This is a genomic window from Arthrobacter sp. GMC3, assembly GCF_002929305.1.
Classification (GTDB): domain Bacteria; phylum Actinomycetota; class Actinomycetes; order Actinomycetales; family Micrococcaceae; genus Specibacter.
In genome coordinates this window covers 143,226-164,423 of the sequence record NZ_PJIO01000001.1, presented here as the reverse complement: position 1 = coordinate 164,423, position 21,198 = coordinate 143,226, and the positions used below count along the sequence as shown (strand labels likewise).

Annotated in this window: 13 protein-coding genes; 4 read left to right on the top strand and 9 right to left on the bottom strand. The window is 58.5% G+C overall.

Going from position 1 to position 21,198, the window contains the following annotated elements:
* Positions 1 to 81: 81 nt before the first annotated feature.
* The 5 genes from CXQ94_RS00715 to CXQ94_RS00695 all read right to left on the bottom strand — a co-directional run bounded on the left by CXQ94_RS00715 (position 82) and on the right by CXQ94_RS00695 (position 14,316).
* A complete protein-coding gene (locus tag CXQ94_RS00715; protein ID WP_104086311.1) occupies positions 82 to 303 on the bottom strand; it encodes a hypothetical protein in 222 nt (73 codons plus the stop codon).
* Positions 303 to 6,482, bottom strand: a complete 6,180-nt coding sequence (locus CXQ94_RS00710) for an RHS repeat-associated core domain-containing protein (protein WP_104086310.1) — start codon at positions 6,480 to 6,482, stop codon at positions 303 to 305. Before CXQ94_RS00710 ends, CXQ94_RS00715 begins: the two co-directional genes overlap by 1 nt.
* The gene (locus CXQ94_RS00705; RefSeq protein ID WP_104086309.1) at positions 6,479 to 9,331 is read right to left on the bottom strand and encodes a LamG-like jellyroll fold domain-containing protein; all 2,853 of its coding nucleotides are present in this window, start codon (positions 9,329 to 9,331) and stop codon (positions 6,479 to 6,481) included. Before CXQ94_RS00705 ends, CXQ94_RS00710 begins: the two co-directional genes overlap by 4 nt.
* A 399-nt stretch (positions 9,332 to 9,730) precedes the next feature.
* Positions 9,731 to 12,325: a DEAD/DEAH box helicase gene (locus CXQ94_RS00700; protein WP_104086308.1), complete on the bottom strand. Its 2,595-nt coding sequence runs from the start codon at positions 12,323 to 12,325 to the stop codon at positions 9,731 to 9,733.
* Positions 12,322 to 14,316 carry a site-specific DNA-methyltransferase gene (locus CXQ94_RS00695; protein WP_104086307.1) on the bottom strand — a complete coding sequence of 665 codons (1,995 nt, stop codon included), beginning with the start codon at positions 14,314 to 14,316 and terminating at the stop codon, positions 12,322 to 12,324. Before CXQ94_RS00695 ends, CXQ94_RS00700 begins: the two co-directional genes overlap by 4 nt.
* Before the next feature lie 312 nt (positions 14,317 to 14,628).
* Here CXQ94_RS00695 and CXQ94_RS00690 point away from each other — a divergent pair, with 312 nt between their 5' ends.
* The 3 genes from CXQ94_RS00690 to CXQ94_RS00680 all read left to right on the top strand — a co-directional run bounded on the left by CXQ94_RS00690 (position 14,629) and on the right by CXQ94_RS00680 (position 17,101).
* Entirely contained in the window at positions 14,629 to 15,276 is a 648-nt protein-coding gene (locus tag CXQ94_RS00690; protein WP_104086306.1) for a helicase associated domain-containing protein, read from the top strand.
* A gap of 229 nt (positions 15,277 to 15,505) precedes the next feature.
* Complete coding sequence (locus CXQ94_RS00685) at positions 15,506 to 16,213, top strand: hypothetical protein (protein ID WP_104086305.1); 708 nt, start codon at positions 15,506 to 15,508, stop codon at positions 16,211 to 16,213.
* An 18-nt stretch (positions 16,214 to 16,231) separates the two neighbouring features.
* Positions 16,232 to 17,101, top strand: a complete 870-nt coding sequence (locus CXQ94_RS00680; RefSeq protein WP_104086304.1) for a GIY-YIG nuclease family protein — start codon at positions 16,232 to 16,234, stop codon at positions 17,099 to 17,101.
* Positions 17,102 to 17,512: 411 nt separating this feature from the next.
* Here the strand turns inward: CXQ94_RS00680 and CXQ94_RS00675 are convergent, their stop codons facing one another.
* Complete coding sequence (locus CXQ94_RS00675) at positions 17,513 to 18,310, bottom strand: hypothetical protein (RefSeq protein ID WP_104086303.1); 798 nt, start codon at positions 18,308 to 18,310, stop codon at positions 17,513 to 17,515.
* 322 nt (positions 18,311 to 18,632) lie between these two features.
* Between CXQ94_RS00675 and CXQ94_RS00670 the strand changes: the two genes are divergently transcribed.
* Positions 18,633 to 18,851 (top strand): type II toxin-antitoxin system Phd/YefM family antitoxin, encoded by a 219-nt coding sequence (locus tag CXQ94_RS00670; protein WP_104086302.1) that lies wholly within the window; start codon positions 18,633 to 18,635, stop codon positions 18,849 to 18,851.
* A gap of 103 nt (positions 18,852 to 18,954) precedes the next feature.
* On the opposite strand, the gene CXQ94_RS00665 is transcribed toward CXQ94_RS00670, so the two are convergent.
* The 3 genes from CXQ94_RS00665 to CXQ94_RS00655 form a co-directional block, all read right to left on the bottom strand.
* Positions 18,955 to 19,251 (bottom strand): hypothetical protein, encoded by a 297-nt coding sequence (locus tag CXQ94_RS00665; RefSeq protein WP_104086301.1) that lies wholly within the window; start codon positions 19,249 to 19,251, stop codon positions 18,955 to 18,957.
* 92 nt (positions 19,252 to 19,343) lie between these two features.
* On the bottom strand, positions 19,344 to 19,775 hold the full coding sequence (locus CXQ94_RS23005; protein WP_258066523.1) for a helix-turn-helix transcriptional regulator: 432 nt from the start codon (positions 19,773 to 19,775) through the stop codon (positions 19,344 to 19,346).
* A gap of 146 nt (positions 19,776 to 19,921) precedes the next feature.
* Positions 19,922 to 20,773 carry a hypothetical protein gene (locus CXQ94_RS00655; protein WP_146070193.1) on the bottom strand — a complete coding sequence of 284 codons (852 nt, stop codon included), beginning with the start codon at positions 20,771 to 20,773 and terminating at the stop codon, positions 19,922 to 19,924.
* Between the last annotated feature and the right edge of the window lie 425 nt (positions 20,774 to 21,198).

Here is a 21,198-nt window from a genome sequence, read left to right as displayed (position 1 = left end):
TACGCCCCGTGGAGTGGCGTACCGCTGGCCGGTAACTGAGGCGATTCAGGGTTCTGGGACGGCTCAATACAATGCAGCCCTTTAGGGGTACCACGTGATCTGATCTTCCGGAGGAAGTTCTCTCATCACTCTCCTCAGCTCCTCATGAAGAGCTTGTGCCGCACTCGCCGTACCTGTCGTTCTGGCAGGGAATTCCCAATCATCAACGTAGGCTAGCGCCTCATTAATGCAATTTGCGATCAAATAAATGTCACGAGCCATAACAGTCAGCTTTACTTCATTTCCAGTAACTTCAAATTCCATTAATCCAACCTCATGAATGTATCGAAAGCGGAGTTTGGCGGCCTGTAGGCGCTACCAAAACCGCCCCTAGGATCGTTGATTACAATTGTATCTTCATAGAGGTAACCTGTCCTTCCGCGTACCAAATTCCTCTTCATGCCGTTTTTGACTACATTGTCGATCAAGTTGGCGTATTGCCCTTTAGTCTTGATGCCCGGAAATTCTCCTTTTTCTGTCACGTGTTTTCTGAATGAGTGCCTATTGTTGGCGATATTCTGACCAATACTTGAATCGTCATCATCTGGGTTCCCTAACCCAGTTTTGGCTGGAGGCCGACCGCCACCAGAACCTCCGGATGCCTGTGTGGCCAGGTTTTCCACTCCGGTTTTGTCGACAGCTGCCTGGGACTCAGCACGCATCTTGGCATTCATGGCTGCCAGGCTAGGGGTATATTGGCCGCCACTGCCTGCCATCTGCCCAGCGATGCCAGCACCGTAGCCAGCGTTAACTCCCGGTCCGGAGCCTCCGCCGGGTGCGCCAGCGAACCCACCTGGAGTGAAGCTGAAGTTCATTCCATTAATTTGCCTGATCAGGGCTTCAATGCCACTGATTGTTCGATTAATAGAATCCATCAGGGAATGGAATCCAGCAACCATTAGGGCGGTCCCCGAAGGTCCCCAGCTCGGATATCCGTTAGGCACTTTAATTTGACTCAGGCCATAGAGACCAAGCCCCGCGGCACCAAACATGCCCAAGCCCAAGAGCGCTCCTCCGCCTCCGATACTGGACACTACTGGGGCCAAGACCGGCGCGCATACTGCGTAGCATCCTGGATCCAGAAACAATCCTGAAGGGTCGCTGTTATTGATGGGATCGGCATTCGAGTATTGATATGGGCTGAAATTTGCAGGGGTTCCGGTATCGAGGATCGGGTCCGGGCTAGTGAAGGCTCCCAGGACGGGGTCGAGGTCGCGGGCGCCGAGGTGAGTGAGGTTGCTGATGGCGTCGGCGAGTCCGCCGATGTATCCGTTGGTGGCGCCAAATCCTGAGGGGTTCGCGGCGTTGGTGCCATTACCGAGCGCTGCCAGTGGCGCGGTGGAGTAACTCCCCGTTCCGGTGGCTGTTTGGGTTGCTCCGCGGCTTAGCCCCATGGGGTCGGTGTAGCGGGTAATGGCTGTGGTGTTGGTGTTTCCGTTGGCGGGTTGCAGGATGGTTTGTGCTGTATCTACGCCGTCGCTGACTACGAAGGTGAGTTTGGTTGTCCCGGCGGTTGCTGTGCGTTGGGCGACAGTCTTCCCGGCAAAGGTGTAGGCGCAGGTTGCGGTGACTGTGGCCGTGTTTTTGGCGTTGTGAGCGGTGGTGTTGCCCAGGGTCACTGTCGTGCCAGTACCATCAACCAGGGCGACGAGGGTCCCTGCGCTGTCATAGAAGCGCTCACTGCTACTACCGGCCACGCCGGAGGCTGGGGCGGGGGGTGTTCCTTGGCCCGCGGACGGGTTCGGGTTGGCAGGCAGGTTGGATGTCCCGGTACTGGTGGCTAGGTGCCCGTCTGGGGAGTAGTTGAGTGTTTCCCCGGCACGGTTGGTCATTTGTCCGGCGGTGTCCCACACGAAGGTGGAGGTGATCGGGTTTCCGGTGGCGGGGGTTGAGATCAAGGACTGCAGTTGGTGGGGGCCTGCCTGGCCTGCTGGCTTGTAGTTGTAATCCTCCGTGAGGGCCAGGGTGCCGGTGGCTGTGAAGCGTTTGACCTGTGAGCGGTCCCCGGCTGCCGTGTAGCTGTAGGTCTGGGCATAGGGGGCTGGCCCGCCAAGCCCGGCAATACTCGTTGCAGCGGTGGTCGGTACTGTGGCGCAGTTCTTAGCCGATGGCGTCCATACTGCGGTCAGGCGGGAGGCGTAATCGTAGTCGTAGCATTGGTAGTCAGTGGGCGCACTTGGCTTGTTGGCGAAGGTGAGGGCCCTTGAAATGAGTTTCCCGCTCGGCGTGTATTCGTAGCTGGTCTTGCCCAGATCCGATACAACGGACTTGGCGGTGTTGGTGCTCCATTGGTTAGTGAGTCGGCCCGTGGTCGCGTCCCAGGTGAAGAACGTCTGGTTTGCGCCGGTGGTGTTCAGGGTTGGGCTGGAGGCGTTGCTATCGAATTGTTGGAATGTTGAGAGCTGGCCGAGGTGCGTGTATTGGGTGTTACCAGCTATGGTGTCGAAGTTCTGGTTGGCTAGTGAAGAAGGCCTGTCGAACCCTTCGTAGCCGTAGTACAGGGTCTCAGCGGGTAGTCCGCCGATGGCCGGGGTGATTTCCTTACTCAAGAGCCCCGTTTTTGTATACGTCCTGGTTGTTGTATAGCTCCCGGCCAGGGCGCCGATCACGGGGGGGAGGGTGACCTTGGTGGTTTTCGGGTTGTAGGATGCGTCGTATCCGGAAACATCGACCGTGACGGGCTGGTCATGATTGGCCCCGTTAAACCTGGTCGAGGATGAGAGCTGCCCCTTCTTTTCCCCGTCAAAGACAGTGGTTCTGATGACTTTTGTTGCTCCACCGGCTGGTGTCAGCGATTGGCTGATCACACGGTCCAGGGTGTCGTAGCTGCTGGTGCTGACCACGCCGAGGGCGTTCGTGGTCGAGGCGACCCGTCCGGAGTTGTCGTAGCTGATCGTGCTGGTGCCGCTGTCCGGATCACTTGCACTGCTTTGGCGCCCGGCCGGGTCATAGGACCATGACCAGGTATTTCCGGCGGTGTCAGTCATGGCCGTGTTGTGGCCGAGGGCATCGAAACCATAGCTGGTCGTTTCGGGGGTTCCAGTGGCAGTGGGGGCTTTGAATTGCAGGCGGGTGATGATGTTTCCATCGCTATTGACGACGACGCCGCGCGCTGCTTCCGCCCCTGGCCCGGTGGTCACAGTGGTGTCCGCACCGGTGTAGCTTGCCTGGGTGCTCCAGAGAGTTTGGTTGTCGTTGGCCAAGGCAGAGAACGTCGTCACCCGTCCGGCCCCGTCATAGTCATAGGTACTCGAAGACGGTACGGCAATGGTGGGGATCATCAACGTTCCGGCGGGTTCGGTACTCAGGAAGTAGTCGTTGTTGACCCGAGATTTCGCGCCGGCAGAGTTGTAGAAAGTGTCGGTGGCAATAGTACCGCCGCCGGGGGACATTTCCTGGGTTTGCCGCAATCGGCCCAGTCCGTCGTAAATTTCAAAGGATGTCAGTGCCTGGTTGCTTCCGTTGATGCCGGTCGTTTGCACCCACGATGGTGCACCTTGTTGGATCAGGTAGGCCGTGGCCTGGGTTGGCAGCGGGTTGGAAGCTGCCGGGCGCATGGGATCCCATACTCCGGTGACTCGTCCGGTGGCGTCATAACGGTACGTGGTGGTGCTGCCGTTGACGTCGACCTTGCTAAGGGTGCTGCCGCGGACGGTGTCCATGGTGATACTGGTGGCCCAGCCCAGTGGGTTGGTCGTGGTGGCCGTGGTGGGCACGCCGGTGGCAGGGGCGTAGCTTGTTGCCGTCACCCGGGGAGTCCCGGTGCTGCTATCGGTGGCGGAAATTACCCGGCCCAGTGCGTCATATTTTGTGTCAGGTCCGATCAACCACGACGTGACGTTACCATCAAGGACGCCAGTGGCCGTGTCTGTGCGTGTGAGATCGCCGAGGGTTGGGGCCGTGTAGCCACCGGTGCCCGGGGTGGTGCTGGTGGATGTGTCGTACAGGCTTCTGGTGTCGCGCATAATGCCCCCGTTGGAGCTGCCGTCACTGGCGCAGGCTCCAGAACGGGTTGTCGCGATTGCCGGGAGCGAGAGCAGGTTTACTGCTGTGTTGTCTGCATAGACCGTGGTGGTGCAAGTCGCCGGGTTACTACTCCCGGTCTCCGGGGATTCGGTGACCCCGACGATCCGACCGTTGGAATCGAAATAATTCGCTGTTGAGATGGTGCGGGTGCCGATGCTTTGGCCGCTGGTAAGGATCTTCGTTGACGATGCCGTTCCCAGGTGCCGGGCCTGGGCTGCCCCGGTCCCAGCCGTGCCGGTCGCCGTGGGTGCCGATGCCCAGGGTACGGTGATGGTGGTGTGGAGCCGGTTGGTGGTGTCACCGAGGAAGGCTTGGGTTTCAATCTGAGTGCCGGCTAGCCAGGGCGAGTCCGTGATCACGACTCCGTTGGATGCGGTGACCGTGGTGGCGTTTACTCCCCCGGTCTTGTTCGATGGTGTTCCGTCCAGGCCGCGTAGGTAAGTGGCCAGTGTGGTTTGATTGGCCCCGGCGGCGGCGTTGCCAACGATCGTTTTGGTTTGTGACCAGCCGGCCAGTGTCGACCAGGTGATCTGGGAACCGCCGCTGCCGGCGACATATTTCGGGCCAGCATATTTCCACCCCGGTGACCCGAGGTACTGGTAGTTCGTGACCAAGTCGGTGCTACCGGTCGCCCCCGGTCCGGCACTCGTGGCAACGGTGGCTACCGGGTAAATGTGGAAGTAGTCCATCCTGGCAGCTTGGGGTTGTGGAACCATGGGCGCCCACCACTGCGGGAAGCACCGCTTCGTATTCGATTCCGGGGAAGCCGGCAAGTTCGTTGGTGAACATTCCTGGGGCATGTAGACCACCGAGATCGTGGCCCCTGTAACGGTCTTGATCATGGAGAGCCGGTAGCGGTTCAGTTGGGCCAGACCGTCCAGGACCCATACCCTGTTTTGCAAGGCCTGACCCTTGAAAACAACGGGCGGATCACTAATCGCTCCACCGACACCGGTAAGCGTATTGGCGCCCTGGTGAGTGAGTGAATCAAGCCACAGCGCCGGGCTCAGCCCATCCCCAGGGTTGGGCATCGCATGCGCCAACGTCCACACATCAGCGTTCTGGTAGCTGCCGCTGACCAGGGTTTGGGTCGTAACACTCTGCAGTCGCTGATCGGTGAAGAACGTCGCCGAATAGGTCCCACACGTTCCGGTTCCGGCACAAGTGTAAGCGGTGGGGACATCGGTTCCAGCGGCACAATCAACCCCAGTACAGCGGCCCGTATAGGCGAAGGAAACCCGCAACGGGGCGGAGGAACCAAGCTCGGCACCCGCCCTCATCCCATAGTCGATCCGGGCCAAACGGCTCGCCCGTACATACGACTTCAGGGCACCTGTCCCGGCCTGGGATGAGTAGTTGTTCGTGTCCTGGGTGTAGTAGAAAGCCTGGGAATTCCCGTGCAGGTCCACCACATAGTCCAAGTTCCAGGCGTAGGCCTGCTGACACAAGGACGCAGCGAAGCTGCCGGCCGAGCACGGTTGCGAGGAGGTTGCCGCCCCCACCGGGACCGTGTTAGCTGAGTTCGTGGTGGCCTGACCCGCAGTCCACCCGGGTAGGCGGTTCTTCCCGAAGAAGTACTGAGTGCCGGAGCTGTCTGTGAGTTTCCAGTATCCGCCGTCAAAAGTCCCATTGGATCCAGTGGTGGTCAGGTATTCAATTTTGGTGTTGTCATCATTTTGCAGCTTGTAGACACCCGTGGCGGCGTCCTTGATGATCTTCCCGGACCGGCCGCCAAACGAAATCGTGGGTTCCTGCCCACCGGGGGCGCCGCATAGGTCGTAGGACCCGGTGATGCCCTGATCCATGCACGGGGTGAAGTTCTGTCGGATCGTCCCGGCACCTGCCAGCGACCACCCATCCCCCACCACTGAGGCCTGGTTGTTCGTTGAGCTGGTCAACCCATCCACCATGGATGAGTCATACGCCAACGCTACCGACGGCGTCCCCCCGGCAGGTGCCTCCCTCATCGTAAGCGGGTAACTCCACGTGAAAGAGCCCGTCTGACCGGAGACCCCCCACTCTCCCGAGGAAACCCCCGGCAGGGCGGCGAAATCACCAGAACCCTTGCCTCCACCGGCAGGGACAATACTCCTCAGCGACGCCGTCCTAACCTTGGCCGGATTTGCCTGCCCAACGGGGTTGCTCTCAACGGCAGTACCGCCGAGGGATTGTCCTGCAGAGCGCGGGGATTGCATTGCAGTCGTCCAGGGCACTGCCGGTACTTCGGTAATCTGGGCGGGGCGCTCCTTGGCCCACCTCATGTCAGTCTGAGGTGTGACGGCCAATGCCACCAAACCAGCAGAAGTCACGGCCAGGGATGCCGCAGTTGCCACTGCTATCGTGGTCGTGCGGACTCGTTCCCACCGCGGCGATTTCCGTGATCCGTCGGAGAGCGCAAGTCGATTCTGTTGGTTCATTTTTTGACTCCCATGACGGTGCCGAATTGTTCCTTGGCCTGAACGAACTGCAAATCGGTCAGGACACCTGCTGTGAGGATGGGGTTGAAGATCTGGCCCTTGAACTGCCCGACCCCGCCCGGACCGCTAGCACCGAGCAATACCGGTTGGGTTGTCGGTGAGGGAAGATGGGTGGCTGTATTGGTCGCTACCGTCCACGTCTGGACATAACCAGAGGTGGAGAGAGTGATGCGTAGTTGCCGGTTGATCCGATCCGAGACCGCAGCTACGTAGTACCAGGTCCCGGCCCCGACAGAATCGGCTGCACTCACTTTTTCCATCCCCGCACCATTGGCACCGGAGAATTGTGCCAACTCCGCCAACCCGCCAGCACCCAGACGCAACCCGGCACCGGGAGAGCCGTCACCGGCCATTTGCGTCACCACTGACTGGATTGTCCCGGCAGCCGGTGCCGTTGAGCAGAACCAGCCCGCCATCGAAAAGCTTTGCGAGGTATCCACCGCACCGGTGCCGGTCCGGGCATAGTCACCGGCACTACCGAGCTGCAGGGCCTGGCGAACATCAGGATCGGTACCGTCGCTATCCACGGACCCCGAACACCCATTAGATAAAGGTGTCCCGTTCGCGGTCTCAATATTCACAACCGTTGCACCACCGACCAACGACAGCGGCAGAACCGTGGAAGGCAGCATGGCTGGCTTCGCCGGAACATTGAAGGTAAAACTTACCGGCGCACTATGGACTTGGGTATTGACATTCATCGCTGTATCAAAAGCCCACACCGTCACAGTGCTCGTCTCCGCGACCGCCGCGACCGTGATCTGGGCACTACCACCACAGACCACCACGTATTCCTTCACCCGGGAATCACAGGCCAGATTCGCCGGATACGTCGGCGTTGAGGACGCCGGTGTCACCGCATACACAAAACCCTTCACATCATAAGAACCAGCACCCTTCCCCAACGAAAACGTATACGGAGTCTCCCCCACCACACCCGCCACATCCGTATGCGAGGGATTATTGATACTCCCCGTCACCGCAGAAACAACCGGAGCCGGAGGCGGCGTCGTATCCACCGTAAAATCAAAACGCATCACCCCCGACGTGGAGTTTTGTTGATCGGCGGTCTGTCCTTCTAGGAAGTATTTTCCATCGGGCAAATAGCTAGGTTTCCACATCACGTGCCCGCCAGATCCTGCCGTCCACAACGGTGAAACGGTGTAGTCCATTGCAGTGCCGGAGAGGTTGCGCACGGTGAGGTAAACCTTGATCGCCCCGCCAGCATCACCGTCAGGATCTCCGGCGATAATATCGAAAGTCGGCTGGTTGATCCGGGTCACGAACTCTGAATTCCAGGGGGTACCAGTCCAAAGGGCATTGGTTACGCTCCAGACGCCTGGAGCATTTGGTGGCGTGTTATAGGTGACGCTCAGGGTTGCATCGTTGCCGAAGCGCTTCCACCCGAGCGGATCGTATTCATTGCCAGCGGTGAGAGCCACAGCCCACTGCGAGGACCCGGACAACCATGAGGTCGCCGACCCCATATCGAAGCCTACGGTCCCGGCCGCGCAGCCCGGGTAGCCCATGGCTACAGTTTTCACATCAACGTTTGCCAGCAGACCAGGCTGGTTGTTCCAGGTGGTTCCTGAGTTGATGCCGCCGGTAACCCAAGCCTTAACTGGGGTGGGTGTGCATGAGGATGCCCAGGACTCCCATACGTTCATCCTTGCCGAAAGAATAACCTTGCCGACCACCGGTTGCGTATTGAATTGGTAGTAGGTGCGGGTGATGTGGTTCATCCCATCCCCTGACCATGACGATGGAAGGTAGCCGACATGACCGGTCGTATCGGTGTATTGGCCGTTCCAGTACGAGGTATTTGGATACCCGGAATCCACATACAAATACGACACCCGTGCAGTGGACCAATCCGGATCAACATAGATCGGAAACACCAGATCTGGTGAGGAAAGAATCTCACCCATCCCGAAAACCTGGGTCTGCTTCCCTGCCTCAGAGCCGAGACTAAGTGTGAAGGGGCGGGTCAGACCCGGCCCGCCCGAATCCAGGGCCGAGGCCCCTGTCTGGGAGGAATCCCACCACTGACCGGCGGCAGTGCGCAGTTCCGTTTCCCCGGAATCCTTACCCCTGGCCTCAAGCCCGCCAGCACCAGTGTCATGCACGGTCGTGTTGGCAGAATCAAGGAAAATCCGCATCCGCACCACCCGAGGATCATGCGCCACATCAGCGGACGCGATCTTCAACACCTGGGAAACACCAGACTTATGCGCGATCTGGATCAAATCCACACCCGGAAGCACCGAGCGGTACGTTGCAGTGTTGTCTTTGATCACCGGGACCGGTAAGTTCCCGAAGGGCCAGGACTGGTGCAGGACATGCCCGGCTTTGTCATCCAGACTCGACATTACCGAGGACCCTCCACCCCCCAGAGTCACTCCGACCGGGACCATCTCCGGCCGAATCACCTTCACACCATTCTCAACCGAGGTGACAAGATCGGTGGAGATCTCCTGCCACCCCGTGGCCGTTTCCATCCTCACCGGCTCAGTGTTGACGGTCTTTGTGAAGGTCCCGTCGGGATGAGCAACCGTCCGCTCCGTCGGAGAAGTCACCGCCTCAACAACAACATCCCGCCCCGTCTCAGCCGCCTTGGCCCCCGCCACCGCCTCAGACACCGGCGCGTCAGGCGCGGCAGTGGAATCTTCGGAGCTGGGAGCGGTCGGTGCCGTCGCTCCTGCAGGTGCCAGTCCCGCACCCACAATCAGGCCAAGGCTCAAGAGGAGGGGAACAAGAAAACGGCCAAAAAGACCCGCAGAAGCCCGCATAGGGTAGCTCTCTTCCAAGAAAAGGATTCAGCCCTATCAAGGAAAAAGTAAGCACTGCCCCCAATAGCCTGACTTATTGAGAAAAACATACCCGCGAACTGAGATTTTACCTAGGGAACAAACAGAAAAACCGAAATATGAACACAACCCAACCCACAACTAGATGGGCCCGTCCCGGTTTGACTTGCAAGGTGTGCGAGCAAGTGCTCTTGGAAGGGCGGTGGACATGCCTAGGACCTTCCAAACAATGCACTTCATGTGGACAATTGGCAGCGTGGTCCATGAGCTACCGTCCCACACCATAACGGACATTATGGTGTGGATTTGCGCCGTGCTGGGAAGTTTCAAATTTGCAGGTTGAACGCATCCTCGTCCTAGCCGACGTGCCATGGTTCCTAACTAGTAAGCTCCGCCCACTTCACGGAAAAGCTGTTCGATGGCTTCCCTAGAGGTTGCTGCAGCCAGCTTCTTTTCCAGGCTGTCATCAACCTGCCCAGAAAGCTGAATAGCCAGCAGTGCACCGGAGGTTTCTTTGATGACGATCGCAGCACGGCGGAAGTCACCGTCATGGTCGCGGACGTACTTGGCCAGAGCCGCCCATTTCGGTGCCGTGTCGGCGTAAGAATGGTTGTGTGGGTCCACTAGGTCTGTGGCCACACCGCCGTCGCCGTCATCGTGGAAGAACAGGAAGTCGGGGTAGAGGTTCTTGGACACCTGGGCGTCCAGATAGTGCACTGAAAGTGCATGGCTGCCGCCGACGGGGTTCCTGTACCAGCCCAGCAGCGTGCCAGAGTCCTGCTCTGCGGTGAGGACGTCCTCTTCCCAGCTGGTGAAATCGTCAGGAAACTGCTGGCTCTCCGGCAGGGCGTAAAGATGCCCGGCGTACAGCGGCAGCGCCTCGATGTCCCCGGTGACCTTGTTGATGACTTCGGTCTTCTGAGAAATAGCCTCAGGCATCACCAACAGGCTGGACAGGGCAGAACCGATGGGGGCGAAAATGGCTTCAAAGTCCTGGCGCTGGGTTGGCTTCAGCCGTGCCACTGAGCCGGCTGTGCTGCGCCGCCACGACTCCACCCGCGCGCCGCACTGGGCCTCCAGTGCTTCACGGGCCTCTGTTGCTCGGGCCACTGCCGCAGTCCGGGCAATGACTTCATCCCAGTCCAGCTCACCGGCAACCACCAGTGCGGTACTGTACCACGCTGCAGCGGCGTCGGGCAGTCGGCGCTTGGCTTCCTCCAGCAGCTGGCGCATGTTCTTCTGGCTCGTCGCTACTGACTTGGAGACATTGCTGGTTTCTTTGCCGCTGTACTGGTCATAGCTGGCCGTCGCAAAGCTGACCTCCAGCAGCGACTTTGCCACCGTGTTCAAGGCCACCCTGTTCTGGCTGTACACGGAGGCGAGAGTGTCCACCACAACGTCACGGGACTCCTGCACATAGGAGGAGCCTCCCGGGTGCTCGAAGCCGGCGTTGTCCAGCAGCCCGCCGAGGCGCACCAGTCGGTTCACGTTGGAGCTGAAGCGCCTGACGGGTTTCTGCTCCCGTGTCAGGGCGCTGATGGCGTCCCAGACAGACTCAGGGACATTGGGGTTCCTGGTCATGCGCTTCGGGTTGATCTGTACCGGCACTTCGACGTCGGCCGCGTCCATGAAGGACTTCACCACCTGAGCGACTTCGTCTTTGTTGAAGTGCGGCAGGTAGAGGTCCACGGCGTTCAGCTCGTCGAATTCGGGCTCTTCGATCTTTTTGGCCAAGGGGTTGCGCACCATGCGGCCGATGAGCTGGGCAATCTGTGTGTGCTCCCTGGCTGTGCGCAGTGAGACCATCACTTCGGCGCGGGGGCAGTCCCAGCCTGTGGTCAGCGCCTGCTTGAAAATCACCGCACGGATGTCTCCCGACTGCGAAATGGACGCCGGGGCAATGTACTGGATGATGCGGGGCATCTCCACACCGCTGAACCACGTCGTCGTGGTGATCGGCGCGTGCTCACCAAAAGCATGGGCCACAGAGTCAGCATGGTCGAAGGCCTCTGAAGCATCAGCCAGGGTCTGGACGATCTCGCCGATCTTTGCATCAGTGGTCATGTCCTGAACTTGGATGACCAGCAACGGCGACGGACGGTACGAGGCGCCAGTAGCTCTAGCCCACTGATCCCACTGCCTGTCGCAGCGATCCAGATCAGCCACAGCCTGCCTGATCAATGTGTCATCGCTGGGCTGGTCGTCCACTGCGTAGCTGACATTGATGCGGTCCTTGATCAGCCCCGAGGCGCGTACCTTCTGCACATCGGCTGGTATTCGAACCAGCGACCTTCCCGTGGCGTCAATCATGGCCGTTTCGAATTTCTCGGGCGTCGCCGACAAGCCAATCACGATCGGCGCCGGCGGGTTCACGATCGTCCGGGCTGTGCCGTTGTTTCCAGGAACGTCGATGGTGGCCCCGTCCAGTATCCTGCGCAGGATCGTCGGCCGGCCCCTGTCGCTGGCCCCGCGGTGGGCTTCATCGACCAGGATGATGAAGTCGCCGCCGCGCTGCTTGATGGTGTTGCCGATGGTCTCCCAGAGGGAGTACCTGCGGTTGTCGCCGGTCTTGATGTGCCTGGTGGCCCCGGTGCCGAGCTTCTGGACGTTCAAGAAGTAGATCAGGCCGGGGTTGAATTCCGCCTGGTCAAAGTCGGCTTCCACGGTACGCAGCATGGTCGCCGTGATCCTGTCCGAGGAAGTCCGGATCTTCTTCAGGGACTGCTCGTTCAGCTCAGCGTCGTCCGTCAGCCACAGGATAGTGGTGTCCGGCCGCGGGGCTGCATCTTCGGTACCGAAGAACAGAGACTCCAGCACGGCAGCAGCGATGACTGTTTTGCCGGCCCCGGTGGGTGCGCTGATGCCAATGGCTGTCTTACGTGCGCTGTTGGCGCGCAGGCGCTGCAGGGCAATGCCGAGTTCGTTGAGGGTTTCCTCAACAACATCAGTCTGGTAGTCGGCAAGGGTGAACTTCACGAATCGCTCCGGTTGATCTGGAAGGCGTCAAGGTAGGAGCCGTAGATGGGCTCAACAAGGTACTCGTCACTGAATGACTCGACAGCCAGGTCTCCCTGCTCCGAGGAATCGGTGATCACAAAGACGCGCCGGACGTTGTTGGACTTGGTGGCCAGGATGTCAGCCAGCTCGCCTGATTTACCGGCGTCGAACAGCACCGCCATCGAGGAGGTCCCGTCCCACTCATAAGCACGGGTGGGGCTGGCTTGGTGCAGCGGAGAGCCGAGGGCGCCCGACTTCAGCCAGAACAGCGCAGCCAGCTGTTCATATTCCAGACCGGCATGGACGCGGCCTTCTTCGAGGTAGGCCAGGTCCAGGAACTCCACGTTGGCTGGCAGGCCCTCAGAATAGGCCGTGCCGTCTTGGCGGACACCGGTGACCACTGTCTCGATACGCGGCTTGGTGACGTTGTGGAAGACACCCTTTGCTTCGTACTCGGCTGATCCCGGTTCGTGGCCGGCATTGCGCAACGCAGCGTCGTCCTTGGCGGAGAGCTCATTGTTGGTCACCAAGATGCACTGCCGCGTGCCCTGGTCTTCATTGTTCAGGCGGATGACAGCCTCGGCCGTGGTCCCGGAGCCGCCGAAGAAGTCTAAGATGACCGCGTCCTTGGGAGCTGCCAACCTGAGCCAGCGCATGATGACATTGAGGTCCTTGGGATTGGGGAAACGTTTGTCTCCAAAAATTTCCCGCAGATACCCGTTGGTGGCCTTCCTGTCATAGGAGAAGACCGACATCACAACCTGGCTGTCCAGTTCATCCAAAAATCGAATGCCCCGAGGGATCATTGACTCATCTGCACCAAAAAAGACGCGACCCTTTTCGATTTCTTCCTGCATACGTGCCGGGTCCTTGTAGAGCCATCCCCGCACAGGCATCTTGACAGGCTTCTGAGTAACTGGATGCTTTACCTCGTAGGCTCCGCCGCCCCCACCAGGCCACGTCAGATCGCCATAGGTATGAATCGGTCGCCCTGTATGTGACTCGAGGCGGTCATATCGGTTAACGGCATCAGTGGAAGCGCCTACACTTTTCTGCCCCTTCAACCAGACCTTCCATTCCGCATTGGCAGATTCAGCGTCACCTTTGCAGCGACCCCAAATTTCCGCGGCCTTGGCCAGAGCCTCGTCCACGCCCGACTTCTTCTCGCGCCAACGGACTCCGGTACCAGCCAAAGCTGCTTCAGAGTTCGCATAGATCAACATATAGTCGGCGCCGTTGGAGACATAACGCGAGTCGTTCTTACGACCGCCCTGCCACACGACATCTGAGATGAAGTTGTTGGGCCCAAAGACTTCGTCCATGAGCATCCGCAGCCGGTGATGCTCTTCGTCGCCGATGGCCACGACGATCACCCCTGTTGGCTTGAGCAGTTCCTTGGCCAGACTCAGCCGGCGTTCCATGAAGCTCAGCCATTTTGAATGCTTGAAGCTATCCTGCTCAGCGACGTAGTGGTCGTTGTATTGCCAGGTCTTATTGCCCGTGTTGTAGGGCGGGTCAATGTAGATCAGGTCCACGGATTCGCGGTGCGTGTAGCCGAGCATCTCCAAGGCATGGAAGTTCTCGCCGTTGATCACCACATGAGCTGCATCCTCGGGGCCGCCGGTGCGCGCTGTGCCCACTGACTTCAGCCCGGGAAAGACCACTTCGCCGAACTGCCTGGCAGCCGTGACGTTCTTGAGCTGTTCTTCGGTGACGTCGCCATTCTCATCGACCAGGGTCAGGTGGTCACCATCTATAGCCCGCACCTTGTGGAACGAACCATCTGCTTCGCGCACCACCGTGCGGCCGCGGCGGACTGGCGACTGCGGCATCCGGATGCCTTCGGGAGAGTGTCGTTCAAAGACCAGGCCGAATTTCTTGGTGGTGCGCTCAAACTCGGCTTTTAGCCTTGCACGGAGTCCTTCGTCCGTCACCTCGTTCAAGTAGACCTCGAACATGCTTTTGGACATGACCACTCCTAGAAAATCGCCGCGCGCACGGACACCAGTCCTATTTCTATCAGCAATTACTCACGGCACCTTCCAGTAGCCGAATTGCTGCGGCCAATGTCGCACTTTTGGGCCCTGTATTTCAACCCCCATATGGGTGAGTGGGCGACATGGCGCCACTATCGAGCATGCGGGGGCATGACATTTATGCCTGTGATGGTTCGTCTCAATCAATTTCACGAATGCAAGATTCCACCCCCGGCCAGTACGCGCGTCAACCAGCACGGCTAGGCTGGGCCCAATCGACGAAGAGAAGATTGGAGAGGCGCGCCGATGACACAGATTGCCGATTCGAATCACGAAGAGTGGGACCGAATGTACGCCGCTGGTTTCCCGGTTACCAGAATCGCTGAGCTGACTGGCTCCCGCACCGGGGTAATCCAGCGGCATCTCAAAGGTCGCCGAACCATTGATCCTGATCTGGCAGTCCAACGGGCAGCAGCGCCCCGAGGGCCGTCCAAGGTGTGGCACCGGCATCTGGCCGAGGTTAGAGACTTTATCGCTACCCACGGCCACTATCCCACCATCCACGGGCTGGAAGACCGCGAGGTGCCTCTGTACAGATGGCTTTCGGAACAGCGCCAGGCGCACCTGGCACAGACCTTGGGATGGACGAAGGCCCGCGAGATGGGGATGCTGGGCGATTGGATCACAACTGATCAGGAGCGAGAGTTAGATCGGCGGTGGCGGGAACAGTTTCGCAAAATACTGGAATTCGTCGCCGAGCACGATCGCCTACCCAGACATCCAACGGCAACGACCGAGGTAGAACATGTGCTGGGAATTTGGATGGCCACACAGCACCAGAAGACCCATAACCGCGAGATACTGCCTTGGCGACTGGACGCGCTCAACAATGCTTTGCCGGGGTGGAGGAAGACGGCGGAAGTTCCATTGGGTGATGAGCCTTCCGAACAGTAGCCGGCGCTGCCGGGCCACCAAAAGCAGAATGGCCCCACGCAGTGTATGGAGCCGCTCTGAAGCTAATCTCAAGCCAACGATGCCTAATCGCTGTCGCGAGCAGAGGGACATGACCAGTTGGTAACTTTCTAGGTCGACCACAGACCGGTGCCGTCTAATATTTCAAACATAACTCGAATGCAACGGCCCCTGTGCATGAAAGTCGTAGCCTTGCCCTAGTCTGGAAATCATGCCGACCATCGCACCCGTTCAAGCCCCTAATGACCTGAATGATTTCGTCGAGACCACTCCCAGGATTCAGTCCATAGACCAGCATGAGTTCAAATTAAACCTCAAGTACTGGAATAGCCGCATCGACCATCTTCCCGGCACCCCCGTCCGTGGCATTGATGGTGAAACTGAACGCGGTCGCATCAGTCGAGGGTCGTTGTTTGCCATGGCCGACGCTGCCTGTGAGGACGAATCCAACGAGGCTGCCTACGCGTTGCTCTGGAATACCCTCGCTTGGGGAACTGGTTCAAGCCACAGAAACACCAAACAACGCATAGCGTCCGTGGAGCATGACGTGCCAGGCATCGGGAATGCGCTGCGTCGTGCGGCCAACCTGTCGCGAACAGATCCCGAAGCAGCATTTAGGACGCTGCAACCCAACAGCACGTTGATCAATTGGTTGGGCCCGAACTTCTTCACGAAGTACCTCTACTTCGCCGGCGCAGGCAACCCTGAACACCGTTGCCTCATTGTCGACAAGCGAGTCCTGGCAACCCTGAGCCGTTACACCGAAGAACCACTAACCCCCAAGCGCGGCAGCAGCTACGGGTACAAGACATACTCAACTGCCGTTGAGCTCATGATCGACTGGGCCAGACAGCTCTCCACGGAAGAACGCCAAGTCGGCTTCGACGAGATTGAACGATGGGCCTTTGCCGCCCGCTAGAAAGCCAGGAACTCTTCAATGACGACGACAATTACGCAACTGCATCCAAAATCAGCGTTCGAAGGCTCCTTGACGATGGGAGAGCTCTTTGCCGCAGCCGGAATTGATCCGAGTCAAGTGGTCCTATTGCGGCACACCTACTCCAAAACGGGCCTCACAGGACCCGCAGACCTCAGCCCGGCAAAGGTCTTGGCGTTCGTTCGTGAGCAGGCGGTGTCTGGCAGCTGGTTCCCCAAGAACCCGCCTCTTATTTGGCTGAACTTCATCGCTGCCGGGGGGACGCGCGGTCGGTTCATCGGCGCCTTTGAGAACCATGGCGAAGTCATGGCCGAACGAACCGAGACAGAACGCTATTACGACCTGTCACCCTCCCCGTGTCTGGCCTCTTTCAAAGACCGACTCGTCATTGACTGGACTGGCGGTGCGATCCGGTGGACTAGGGCTGGCGAAGCGGCCGTCGGCTTCCCCGTCACGGAGATCGCCGATGCCCAGGCGCCCGCGTTCCCTGGCTTCGACGAGCTAATCCTCTCGTTCAATGAACTGCATTCGGTCATAGAGGACTCCCGCTATGAGGGCTGGCGCCAGGTTCTCAAATCAGTGCAGGGCATTTACCTGATCTCCGACACGAAGAGTGGAAAGCTCTACGTTGGGAAGGCCGACGGCAGCGAGCGGATCATGGGCCGGTGGAGTACTTACGCGAAGACCGGCCACGGCGGAAACGTCGCACTCCGAGAACTGAATGAGGTGGACATGTCCCACCGGAACCACTTTCAATTCAGCATCCTAAGGGTCTTCAGCCCAGGGGCACCAAAGGCAGAAATCGATGCAGCTGAGAACCACTACAAGAGGGCGCTGCTCAGCAAGCAGTTCGGATTGAACCGCAATTGATTGCGTGATCGCCAATGAGAATTTTGGGTCCAGTAATAGCAGGCGACTCAAACCTGTGCACATTGTCCGTTGCCGCTTAGCCCTGTTTAAAGCGTTTGGCGTGATACTCCGCGATAACGGGCCGCCTTGGCCTTGGGGGTGCTCTGCCGGACGCCACCCTGAAAACGTTTTGCCTCACTCGTAGCCGATTGCCCGAATACGGGTAAACAAGGCGGACCAAAATGAGATCGAACAAGGGATTAGGCTGCACAGCCAGGGTGCATGCAAATTCATTTACGTGAGCTACCCAACCAACTGTTCACCAGCAACGGCGGTACATCACCCTGGGAAACCTCGATAACCCCGAGGGCAGTCCACGAGAATTGGCCGAAGTTTCCACCTGCGACATGGCTGCCGCTCAACGCCGCTCCTCTAGCGTGCTTTTCCGGTGCAGGTAGCAATCGTGTAGCCGCCCGACGACGAGTTGTGGGCGACAACGACCCCATCGACAGTTATCTTGCAGGAAATCGTCCCTGAGCTACCGGTGTTCTGCGCGGAGATATACACGAAGCTCCCGGCAGGCATCTCCAAGGTCATGCCTCGCTTGCCGGACGTCTTGTTCGCAAGGGGCACAGCCTTTCCGCTTAGCTGAGATGTCCCATTGAGTGTCTCCAGAGTCAGGTCGGCTCCCTTGGCGGTACCCTCGACCTCGTACAAGACTGTGTGTGTTGCGGCTGCCTCTGCATTGGCCTTCAGCTCTTCGGACTTTCTGTTCGAGTTCCCCATGCTGGAGATTAACAAGACCGCGAGGACACAAGCCAAGGCCGCAATAACCCACCCCCGCCATGGTTTCCTGGGTTTGGCGGTGAAGTCCTTTGTCATGTTGAAACTCGGTGAGGGATAGTGTGGTGGACCAACGGTGACAGGTGGAGGCAGGGGAGCTAAAAGTTGGAATCCAGGCTTTAGGTATTCAGGCAGAACGGCCTGGGGGTTCGCCAGTTGGAAAGACTCCCGGAAATGGCCGACCATGTAATCACAGCGCTGATCAATGTCCTGGCACCCTGCCCGGTATTTGGCGTATATGGAATGTGGAGTTACCAGGCTACCGTCAGGCCAACGCTGTTCGGGGACCAGATCTGCACTGATTCTCACATACCAAGCGTTTAGCTCTTCGTACTTCGCGCCGCGGCGTACATACGCCTCTGCGAGTACTTCTGGAATCTCAGTCAATGTTTGTCCCCCCCGAACAGTTCGTTTGATTGCTCCATCATATGTGTATGGATGAGCGACCCAGTGCTGCAAGAACCGCGAGTAGGAATCATTTGGAAGGCCGAATCAACCCGCTATCAAATTCAACATTTCTCCAATGGATGTCGGCCGGCTGGCACTGTTGAGCGACGGCCCGCACATCGTCCCAGACCTGACCGATCCGTCGATGACATGAGAATTGGGTTCCTGCACACCAGCGTCGCCATCAGCTGCACCTCATTGAATAGCGAATACATCACCCAAGAGCTAAGTCGTGTTATACCTAGTACAACTAGGAGGAGCCATGTCCATAACAGCCAGCGAAGCACGCCGTGATCTCTCCGGTCTCATCGCACGTGTTAATCAAGATCAGCTTGCGGTTGAGATCGTGTCCAAGCGTGGATCCGCCGTGTTGATGGCCAAAGTAGAGTTCGATGCTCTGGTGGAGACGGGTTATCTGCTGCGCTCACCGAAGAACGCACAGCGTCTACTGTCTGCTCTGGAATCCGCTCGCCAGGGCTAGCCACTTTCGTCCTAGAGCTTGGCTATTGCCCTGAGCCCTGCCGCGCCCACGACTCCATGGTCCTACCTGACTTATGGGTGTCGAGGAACAACAACCCTTTTGCTCAATCCTCCAAGTCAAGGTCTCGCCCCACTGCATCGGCCGCCACTGTCTTGCGATTGCCCGCACGAACGTCCGCGACCCTCCAGGCAACAGCTTCAGCCTGGGCGTCACAGGCCTGATGGTCCGGCCTGACCATCGGGGGCAGCTTCATATTGGCTAGACGCTTCACGGTCGGGGACGTCTCACGGCGCAACCGTTCGTCCAAGGCGACCTTCAAGCGGGCGGCAAGGATCTCATGGCGTAGGGTAGCGAATACCTGGTCTTTGTTCGCTGGGTCGTAAGTTCTGCGGTTGGTCATCGTCTTCCTCTGTGGTGGTTCGATTCTCCACCGGAAATGGTGACGCGTCTATGTCGGCATGACCGCGCACGGACGGGCTGGAAACCCCAGCCCTAGACAGCCGCATCGAGGATCGTGACTATCCTTTGAAGTGCCTTGGGGTCTACCGGCCCCAGAGCACGGGCGGCAAAATCACGCACCTCGGCGCGCCGCGTCCTGCGGAGATCATCCAATTTGACTTCGACTTTCTCAGGGAGATTGCCGTCCGCTTCTAGCAAGTATTCAGGATCTACATCAAAAACAGCGGCTAGTGCCCGAAGAGTCTCGTCTCGGACCACTTGCTCTTTGCCGCTCTTGAGCAAGGACCATCTTGTCCTGGACAAGGAGTAGCCAGCGGCGTGTGCCGTGTCTCGGATCGTGTTGTAGTCGAAGGGCTTCCCGGAACCAGACATGACCGTATCCAACAGAAGATTGATCTTCCACGCGAGCGTTTCAGCCCGTCGCACGCCAGCGAACCGTTCTGGGGAAAGTACAAAATCGTTCACTTTTTCATACTCCAAGTTGTTGCTTTGGGAAATCAGGAAAAGCTTCGCCAGCGGCCGAAATAGAGGTTTGGGGCCGACTACTCGTGTGCCAATGCAGAGTTGTTGGCTGATCGTTTCCGCCAGCCAGCAGTGGTCACAGCTATGCGTCACGACGCCGTGGTGTATCTCCTTTTATGGATCGATGTTTCCATGCCTTTGTAGCTGCGGCAGTTCTCACCGGGGCCACTGTTGCAGCGGGGGCAAGTGCGCGCTAAAGCAATCCCATACTCTTCCCCAAATACTCGCTCCTCCTCAGCCCAGATCCGCTGACGATCCCCAACCAGAACTTGCTCTGCCACCAGCTGTGGAAGGGTGGAGTGGTGGCTGATTCCGTCCGCGTAAGTTAGTGATAGTTCTCTTTGGCCTTCTGCAAGAGAAGCGAGCCAGATGATCTGCTTGGGAGTTAGTGGGGCACCCTTGGTAGAGCACCATGATGCTTCTTGTACTTTCCGTCCGGGAAATGCAGGCGCCAAGAGCGCGCCGCTACCAACAAGTTCACCGGCTTGCTCGAGCAGTGCTACTTCTTCACTAACTAGGTGAAGGGCTTGCTCAACGCTTTCATACGCACGGCGTAGGTTCAATCGTGTATTGACCCCAACGAGCATGTTCAAGACTTGGCGCAAAATGCCAACGGCCATGCCAGCAGATTCGACCAGCTCAGGAATCGTGCACTCGATAGCATCGGGAAGCTGGGTAGAGGATTGGGGTTCCTCAGGAAATACCCAGTGTTGAACATTCTCTGTATAGGTACGACTGACGGCATCTAAGACATCAGGGTCCAGTATCCAGTTCGTCCGGAGATCACGGAGGAAGTCATCAACTACGTTGCCGTCCATCAGCGCCATCTCCCATTTCAGTATGGAGAGCATCACTTCGCGACTGGTCACTCCCTGGAGGTAGCCGCCAATAAGATTTTGCATGCGGTTGCGGGCCCGATCTGTCACAAGTGTCTGATTCACAAGTGAATCGTAGCCACCCGCAGCTGCCAGATTTGGCCGTCCGACAAAGGCGGATCCTTGAAAATTGGCTAGTTTCTTCTGGTTTATCAGCACATCAGGTGTCAGCCGCCCCCTTAAGTGACGTTGGTGACGTCTAGCCCCCTAAGTTCTCATACGCACACACGTAGGAAGTTAAGGTTTAGAACGTCACAAACGTCACCCGGTTTCCCCTGAACTCTAAGTCAGCCTGGCAAAATCGGCCAAAGGCCGGCCTTTGCTGACTCTAGGTTGCTCGCGTGGACTGTGCAGGTAAGTCAAATGGGACCGCCCGGGGTTTCGTTGACTCTCTGAAGCAAAGCTGCGTTCGAGCCGCCTATTCATGAGTCAACGCGGTCAATGGACTCGCGGAATGATCACGGCTACGCTCAGAGCACGGCAGTCTGGTC